Source organism: Flavobacterium sp. (genome assembly GCF_043722275.1).
GTDB lineage: Bacteria > Bacteroidota > Bacteroidia > Flavobacteriales > Flavobacteriaceae > Flavobacterium.
The window spans coordinates 1-7,618 of record NZ_JAYSPC010000088.1 but is presented as its reverse complement, the minus strand read 5'-3'; the positions used below and the strand labels follow the sequence as shown (position 1 = coordinate 7,618).

Annotated in this window: 7 protein-coding genes and 1 tRNA gene; all 8 read right to left on the bottom strand. The window is 33.2% G+C overall.

Going from position 1 to position 7,618, the window contains the following annotated elements; all coding sequences use genetic code 11:
- Window positions 1-4: 4 nt before the first annotated feature.
- A tRNA-Ser gene (locus tag ACHZDT_RS11225) sits at window positions 5-92 on the bottom strand.
- Between the two features lie 152 nt (window positions 93-244).
- A complete protein-coding gene (locus ACHZDT_RS11220; protein ID WP_394774718.1) occupies window positions 245-643 on the bottom strand; it encodes an acyl-CoA thioesterase in 399 nt (132 codons plus the stop codon).
- 1 nt (window position 644) lies between these two features.
- Window positions 645-1,778: a 3,4-dihydroxy-2-butanone-4-phosphate synthase gene (gene ribB, locus ACHZDT_RS11215; protein WP_194616338.1), complete on the bottom strand. Its 1,134-nt coding sequence runs from the start codon at window positions 1,776-1,778 to the stop codon at window positions 645-647.
- A 2-nt stretch (window positions 1,779-1,780) separates the two neighbouring features.
- On the bottom strand, window positions 1,781-3,235 hold the full coding sequence (locus ACHZDT_RS11210) for an LptF/LptG family permease (protein WP_394774717.1): 1,455 nt from the start codon (window positions 3,233-3,235) through the stop codon (window positions 1,781-1,783).
- A gap of 8 nt (window positions 3,236-3,243) precedes the next feature.
- Window positions 3,244-3,936, bottom strand: coding sequence for an outer membrane lipoprotein carrier protein LolA (locus ACHZDT_RS11205; RefSeq protein ID WP_394774716.1), 693 nt, complete (start codon window positions 3,934-3,936; stop codon window positions 3,244-3,246).
- Window positions 3,937-3,943: 7 nt separating this feature from the next.
- A complete protein-coding gene (locus tag ACHZDT_RS11200; RefSeq protein WP_394774715.1) occupies window positions 3,944-6,391 on the bottom strand; it encodes a DNA translocase FtsK in 2,448 nt (815 codons plus the stop codon).
- A 19-nt stretch (window positions 6,392-6,410) separates the two neighbouring features.
- On the bottom strand, window positions 6,411-6,785 hold the full coding sequence (locus ACHZDT_RS11195; RefSeq protein WP_394774714.1) for a diacylglycerol kinase family protein: 375 nt from the start codon (window positions 6,783-6,785) through the stop codon (window positions 6,411-6,413).
- 10 nt (window positions 6,786-6,795) lie between these two features.
- Window positions 6,796-7,293, bottom strand: coding sequence for a thiol peroxidase (gene tpx, locus ACHZDT_RS11190; RefSeq protein WP_394774713.1), 498 nt, complete (start codon window positions 7,291-7,293; stop codon window positions 6,796-6,798).
- Window positions 7,294-7,618: the final 325 nt, after the last annotated feature.

Genomic DNA, 7,618 nt, shown 5'->3' with positions numbered 1-7,618 from the left:
CTACTGGCGGAGAAAGAGGGATTCGAACCCCCGGACCTGTTACAGTCAACAGTTTTCAAGACTGCCGCATTCGACCGCTCTGCCATTTCTCCAGTATGTTGCGATCATTTGCTGATTGCGAGTGCAAATATAAGACGCTTTTTCGGTTCTCAAAACTTTTTTTAGACTTTTTTTGAAACTTTTTTTTTAATAATTTTCAAGTGTCTAATTATCAGTATTTACGAAAAATATATTTTGTGAAAAATTAATCCAAGTCGTCTAAAATTGGTGTTGGCTTTTTGTTTTCATCAACAGCAACAAACGAAAAAGTTCCTGAAACTACCGTTTCGCGAAGTTCTGAATACATTTGTTCCATAAAAATATCAACATGAATTTTACAACTTGTTCTTCCAACGCTATCTACTCTTGCTATTAATTCAATTAAAGTTCCTGCGGGAATCGCTTTTTTAAAGTCAATCTGACCAGTCGATATTGTAACTACTTTTTTGCGGCTAAAACGAGTAGCGCAGATAAAAGCAACTTCATCCATAAGATGAAGAGCAGTTCCGCCAAATAACGTGTCATAATGGTTTGTTGTACTCGGAAAAACGGCTTTAAATATGCGCGTTTCAGATTTTAAAATTCTTTCTTCTAATGTTCCCATATTAGTAACTTACGTATTCTGTTATTTCAAGTCCGTATCCAATCATTCCAACACGTTTTGTTTGCTCTGTATTAGAAACCAATCTTATTTTGGAAATATCAATATCATGCAAAATTTGAGCTCCTATTCCGTAATCTTTACTGTCAATAATTACTTTTGGCGCTTTCATTGTGCCTTCCGATTGTAATGTTTTAAGCTCTGCAATTCTGTTTAATAAGTTTACTGCAGTCATATCCTGATTAATGAATAAAACAGCACCTTTACCATTTTCATTGATTACTTTAAACATATCATCCAATTGTTGCTCGGCATTATTAGTTAACGTACCCAACAAATCATTATTAACCTGCGAAGAATTGATTCTAGTTAAGATTGGCTCTCCAAGATTCCAGGTTCCTTTCGTTAAAGCAATATGAATTTGTTTATTGGTCGTTTGCTCATAAGCTCTTAATCTAAAAGTTCCAAAACGGGTCTCAATGTCAAAATCTTCTTTTTTAACGATCAAACTATCGTGTTGCATTCTATAGGCTACTAAATCTTCAATCGAAACTAATTTTAAATTAAATTTCTTAGCAACCTTTACCAATTCGGGTAAACGGGACATAGTTCCGTCTTCATTTAAAATTTCACAAATAACTCCAGCCGATTTAAATCCAGCTAATCTTGCAAAATCAATAGCAGCTTCTGTATGACCAGTTCTTCTTAATACACCGCCTTGTTTAGCTACCAGAGGAAAAATGTGCCCCGGGCGCGCTAATTCGTGTGGTTTTACATTTGAATCTGTTAACGCTAATACAGTCTTGGATCTGTCAGCAGCAGAAATTCCGGTCGTCACTCCATGTCCTTTTAAATCAACTGAAACTGTAAAAGCCGTTTCCATATGATCTGTATTATTGGTAACCATTGGCCTTAAATCTAATTCTTTACAACGACTTTCAGTAAGCGGAGCGCAAATTAAACCGCGTCCGTGAGTAGCCATGAAATTGATCATCTCCGGTGTTACTTTTTCGGCTGCAGCCAAAAAATCACCTTCATTTTCGCGATCTTCATCATCGACTACAATGATGACTTTACCTTGACGAATATCTTCTATAGCTTCTTCAATGGTATTCAGTTGTATTTTTGTTGTTGACATAATTATTTTTGATTTTGAGCAGGGAAAAATCGCTCGGAAATTTTTTGAAATAGTTGTGAAATTGGAGTTGTAATCGCGTCAAAGTTGATCAATCCATTATCATTTGTTGCACGATATGTTAGTAAGATCGCCAATGGTGATAATACAAAAGAGGACATCCATGAACCTAAAAACGGAGACATTCCACCTTCTTGAGAAAGTCTTTTTCCAAAAGTATTGATAAAATGAAAAGTAATAAAAATTAAAATAGCGAAGACAATTGGTAAACCAAGTCCGCCTTTTCGAATAATTGCACCTAAGGGAGCTCCAATAAAAAACATTAAAAAACAAGCAAAAGCAATTACGAACTTTTCGTATAAAGCAGTTAGGTGTTTATTAATTTCGCGCTGTTTGTCTTTTAAATCTTTTTGAGTAGTTTCAATCGAATATATATTGCTGGTAACATTACTGCTCGCCATTTTTAAAATATCTGATTTCTGTTTGTTAGTGTATAAGGATAATATGTTATCAGGTAATTGTTTTTTCTTTATATCAGATTTTATTGAAATTGGAGTTTTTCTAATCCCAACACGTTGATTAATATTCTCTGAAAAAGAAATAATTTCATTGTCCAGATTTTTATTTAAGGAATCTAAAGTATAGCGTAATTCATTAACATTTAGCATTCCGTTCGTACTACCAACGTTTTCTTTATCTTCGTCGACTTTATTCAATTCAGATAAATCAATATTGATAATTTGTTTCTTAAATTTCCCTTTAATAAAAGGTAATTTAGCACGCTCTTCATATTTTTTTGGCGTGACATCCTGATAATAATAACCATCATTTAAAACTAATTTTAAGATGCTTGATTTCTCATTACTGATTAACTTACCATCTTTTGCCTTTATAACGGTTTTGTTTTCTCCAACGTTATTCGGTTTTTCATGAATAGTAACTCCGGTTAAAATGTTTCCGTTTTCGCCTGATTTTTTATTTACTTTAATGTTATAAAAGCCAACGTCATTAAATTGACCTTCGGCAATTGCCATAGCAGGCTTTGCCTGTGCAATGTTTTTACGGAAATTAACAAACTTATATTCTGCGTAAGGAATAACATTATTTGCAAACCAAAATGCAACCAGACTTAATACGCAGATAAAAACAATCAAAGCGCGCATCGCTCTCTGGAGTGATATTCCAGAAGATTTCATAGCGGCGAATTCATAATTCTCGGCTAAATTTCCAAATGTCATGATTGATGCTAATAAAACAGATAATGGTAACACTAACGGAATTATTCGAGGCATTGAGAATAAAAGGAATTTCACAATCAGTAACAAATCTAAATCTTTACCTGCAAGTTCAGAGATAAAAAGCCAAACAGTTTGAAGTATGAATATAAAAAAAAGGATTACAAATACCGTAGTAAATGTAATCAGGAATGTTTTTAGTAAGTATTTGTCTAAAATTTTCAACCTTGTATCTAGTCTAATTTGTTGATGTAGTATTTTGGATATTTGCTTGCTACAAATGTAAATTGATTTTTTGATAAAGGCTGGTTGGTTTTAAAAGAATTAACGGTTAAAGTGGTTTTTGTTCCATTTTTTCCTGTTTCAATTAAATTATAGATGTGTTTTGTCTGAACATCAATACCTAAAAGGATTTCCTTTCTTTGATCTTTTGTGTTTGTAGGAGCCAATTTGATGTACTGAATTTTTCTTCCTTTTACATTTTGTACAATATCCATATTGTATTTGTAACCTGAATTAAAAAAGGTAAGCATTTTTGAAGGTGTAATTGCTGCATCATCTTTTTCGTTTACTTTAGAAACAGTAACTTCTTCGTCTTCAGGTACAATAGTGTAAGTTTTCTGCCCATCGAATATTTTAGTAACCCCCATAAAATTCAACACATATTGATTGCCTTTCATAGTTACATTTCCTTTACTATCCTGATTGATATTCTCTTTTGCATTATTTAAAGAATATTTAAAATCAATAACAATATTGTCGTAGCTTTTTATTTTAGCCGTTACTTCGTTCAATAAATCTTTTGCTTTTTTATCCTGAGCCTGAATAGAAGTAAAGCTCAAAAGCAATATAATTGCCATTTGAATACACTTTTTAGTCATCTTAGTAATAGAATTGTTTTGGATTTCCTGAATTTTTGTTTTCATGATAGGATTAATTTTGTTCATTATTAAAAAATTGATCAAGAGAACTTAGGTCAGATATATTCACACTTCTTGCTTTACTGCCTTCAAACGGACCAACAATTCCAGCTGCTTCGAGCTGATCGATCAAACGACCGGCTCTGTTGTAACCCAATTTTAATTTTCTTTGCAATAATGAAGCAGAACCCTGTTGTGCATTTACAATAATCTCTGCGGCTTCTCTAAATAAAGTATCTCTGTCGGAAATATTCATATCAAGATTAATGCCAGTTTCTTCTCCAACAAATTCGGGAAGCAAATAAGCCGTAGCATATGCTTTTTGCGAACCAATAAAATCCGTAATTTTTTCTACCTCTGGAGTATCAATGAATGCGCATTGTACTCGAACAACATCGTTTCCATTAGTATATAATAAATCTCCACGACCAATTAACTGATCAGCTCCTTGAGTATCCAAGATAGTTCTGGAGTCAATTTTTGAGGTTACCCTAAAAGCGATTCTCGCAGGGAAATTTGCTTTAATCAAACCTGTAATAACGTTAACAGATGGTCTTTGTGTTGCAATAATCAAGTGAATACCAATAGCACGTGCTAACTGAGCCAAACGAGCGATAGGAATTTCTACTTCTTTACCAGCCGTCATAATCAAATCAGCGAACTCATCGACAACTAATATAATGTAAGGTAGAAATCTGTGTCCAGCTTCCGGATTCAATTTTCTGGCTTTAAACTTATCGTTATATTCCTTAATATTACGAACCATTGCATCTTTTAATAACGAATAACGATTATCCATTTCAACACAAAGTGAGTTTAATGTATTAACCACTTTTGCATTATCAGTAATAATTGCGTCTTCGGTATCAGGAAGCTTAGCTAAATAATGTCTTTCAATTTTATTGAATAATGTTAACTCTACTTTTTTAGGATCAACCAAAACAAATTTCACTTCGGCTGGATGTTTTTTGTATAAAAGCGAAGTTAAGACTGCGTTCAATCCCACAGATTTTCCTTGACCTGTAGCACCCGCCATTAATAAGTGAGGCATTTTAGCTAAATCGACAACAAAAGTTTCATTTGAAATTGTTTTTCCTAAAGCAATTGGTAGTTCCATTTCAGCTTCCTGAAACTTTGCCGATCCAATAACACTTTTCATAGAAACCATAGTTGGATTCTTATTAGGAACCTCAATACCAATAGTTCCTTTTCCTGGAATTGGCGCAATAATACGAATCCCTAATGCCGAAAGTGATAAAGCAATATCATCTTCTAAACTTTTAATTTTAGAAATTCTGATTCCGGCTTCAGGCACAATTTCGTACAAAGTTACAGATGGACCAACTGTTGCTTTAATCTGTGCGATTTCAATTTTATAGTTACGTAGTGTATCTACAATTTTATTTTTATTTTCTTCTAATTCTTCCTGATTGATTGTAATTCCGCCAGTCGAATATTCTTTTAATAAATCAATGGTTGGGAATTTATAGTTTGATAAATCTAACGTTGGGTCAAATAATCCAAAATCAGCTACAAGGCGAGAAGCCAGGTTTTCTTCGATAATATCTTCTTCTGCTGCTTTTTCAATGACAAATTCTTCCACGTGAACGGGTTGAGTTATCGTTGCAGGTTTGATATCCATTTGAAGTGGCTTTACAACCGGATTCAAATCAATTTCTGATGAATGATTAATTGTAGGTTTTAAAGCTTCTTTATTGATTTCGAATTGTGTAACATCAGATTTTAAGTGAATATTATCTAATTCCACGTCTTCCTCAGTTGCAAATTCTTCTAAATTATAAGCACTTTCTGCCTGTTGAGGCTTAAGAGATCCCAATTCTGATTTGAATTCTTTTTTTGTAGAATCAAAATAAGATTGAATCTTCTCTGGAGATAGTTTAATTTTAAAAATAAGATAGATGATTAAACCAAAAAGTAAAGTCAACAAAGTACCTGTTTTTCCAATATAATCCTGAAGGAATAAATTCAGTTCATAACCAATTGTTCCGCCTAATTCCGGTGCTGAAGTGGCAAAAAAACCAAATAAAACAGAAACAATAATAATTGCAAATAAATCCCAGAACCAAATGCTTTTAAGTCTTTTGGTTGACATTTCTAACGCCAGAAATAATCCGGTTAAGAAAAATAAACGTACTAATACAAAAGAAGCAATTCCAAAACCTTTATATACAATTAAGTCCGATAGAAAAGCGCCAAATTTTCCGAGCCAGTTTTCTACCCCTTCGGCACGATCACCAAGCTGAGTTACTGCACTTTGGTCTGTTTGCCACTGTCCATTGACGTAAAAAGAAATAAATGCAACTAATAATGCGATAGAAAATAGAACCAAAAGGCAACCCAAAACAAAACGTTGTTGTTTATTGGGTTTCCAAGATTTTAAAGTCTCAGTCTTTGATTCGTTTTTTTTGTCTAAAGTTTCTTTTTTTGTTGTTTTTGCCATTCTTGCGTTTACTGTTGCCTTATATAAATTTTGGGGTATAAATAATCAAGCCTATTGCTATTGCGGTCATTGCGGCAAAAAATACCGCTCCTGCAGCAATATCTTTAATAAATCCAATTCTTTCATGATAGTTGGGATGAATAAAATCAGCAATTTTTTCCACTGCTGTATTCAATCCTTCAACACTTAAAACCAAGCCAATTGCTAATGTTTGACAAAGCCATTCGATTTGCGAAATATGAAAATAGAATCCAGCTATAGTCATTAAAATTCCCAATGAGAATTGAACCATAATGCTATGTTCTGTTCGAATAAGTTTTACAGCTCCATTAAAAGCATAAGTCATGCTTTTTAATCTGCCTGTTACAAAAGTATTATCTTTTTGAAATTCCATTTAAAGGTTATTATAGTGCTGCTAAAGCTGCTTCGTAATTCGGCTCGTTTGCAATTTCAGCAACTTGTTCTGTATGTGTAATTTTTCCATTTTCATCAACTACAATAATAGCCCTTGAATGTAAACCTGCCAAAGGTCCGTCAACGATTTCTAAACCGTTTGACTTGCCAAAAGAACCTTCTTGAAAATCAGATAAATTAACTACATTTTCTAATCCTTCAGCTCCACAAAAACGTTTTTGAGCAAAAGGCAAATCTCTTGAAATACATAAAACAGTAGTATTTTCTAAGTTGCTTGCACTTTCGTTGAATTTTCTAATAGAAGCAGCACAAGTTCCTGTATCAACACTTGGAAAAATATTTAAAACCAACTTTTTTCCCGCGAAGTTACTTAGTGAAGCAACAGACAAATCGTTTTGTACTAATTTGAAATCAGCTAGTTGCGATCCAACAGTTGGTAATTCACCTGAAGTATGAACCGGATTTCCTCCTAATGTTATTAAAGCCATGATTTTTGATTTTTTATGAGGTTCAAAAGTAAGGATTAATATTTGAATCTAAAAGTATTTGTTATTGGTTATGAGCAGAATTAGGCGAGTTTTAAGATTAAATAAAATTAAGTCTAACCACTCGCATATTTTAATGATTTAAACGGATTTATACGATTTAAATTGTGAAGTTTAGAGATTGGAATTTAGTGGCAGACGGAACTCGTGTAACTCAGGAGTTTGCGTCTTTTTTAAAAGAGATCAATAGATTCGAGTCCAAATGATTGTAATACCATTGCTTCTTTCTACGGAGTTTCTGGCAGAAACCTGCAATGTCAATACAAAG

Bases quoted from the DNA above. Each gene is read 5' to 3' on its own strand.
- ACHZDT_RS11220 (WP_394774718.1), bottom strand. From the start codon at position 643: ATGGGAACATTAGAAGAAAGAATTTTAAAATCTGAAACGCGCATATTT.
- ribB (WP_194616338.1), bottom strand. From the start codon at position 1,778: ATGTCAACAACAAAAATACAACTGAATACCATTGAAGAAGCTATAGAA.
- ACHZDT_RS11205 (WP_394774716.1), bottom strand. From the start codon at position 3,936: ATGAAAACAAAAATTCAGGAAATCCAAAACAATTCTATTACTAAGATG.
- ACHZDT_RS11200 (WP_394774715.1), bottom strand. From the start codon at position 6,391: ATGGCAAAAACAACAAAAAAAGAAACTTTAGACAAAAAAAACGAATCA.
- ACHZDT_RS11195 (WP_394774714.1), bottom strand. From the start codon at position 6,785: ATGGAATTTCAAAAAGATAATACTTTTGTAACAGGCAGATTAAAAAGC.
- tpx (WP_394774713.1), bottom strand. From the start codon at position 7,293: ATGGCTTTAATAACATTAGGAGGAAATCCGGTTCATACTTCAGGTGAA.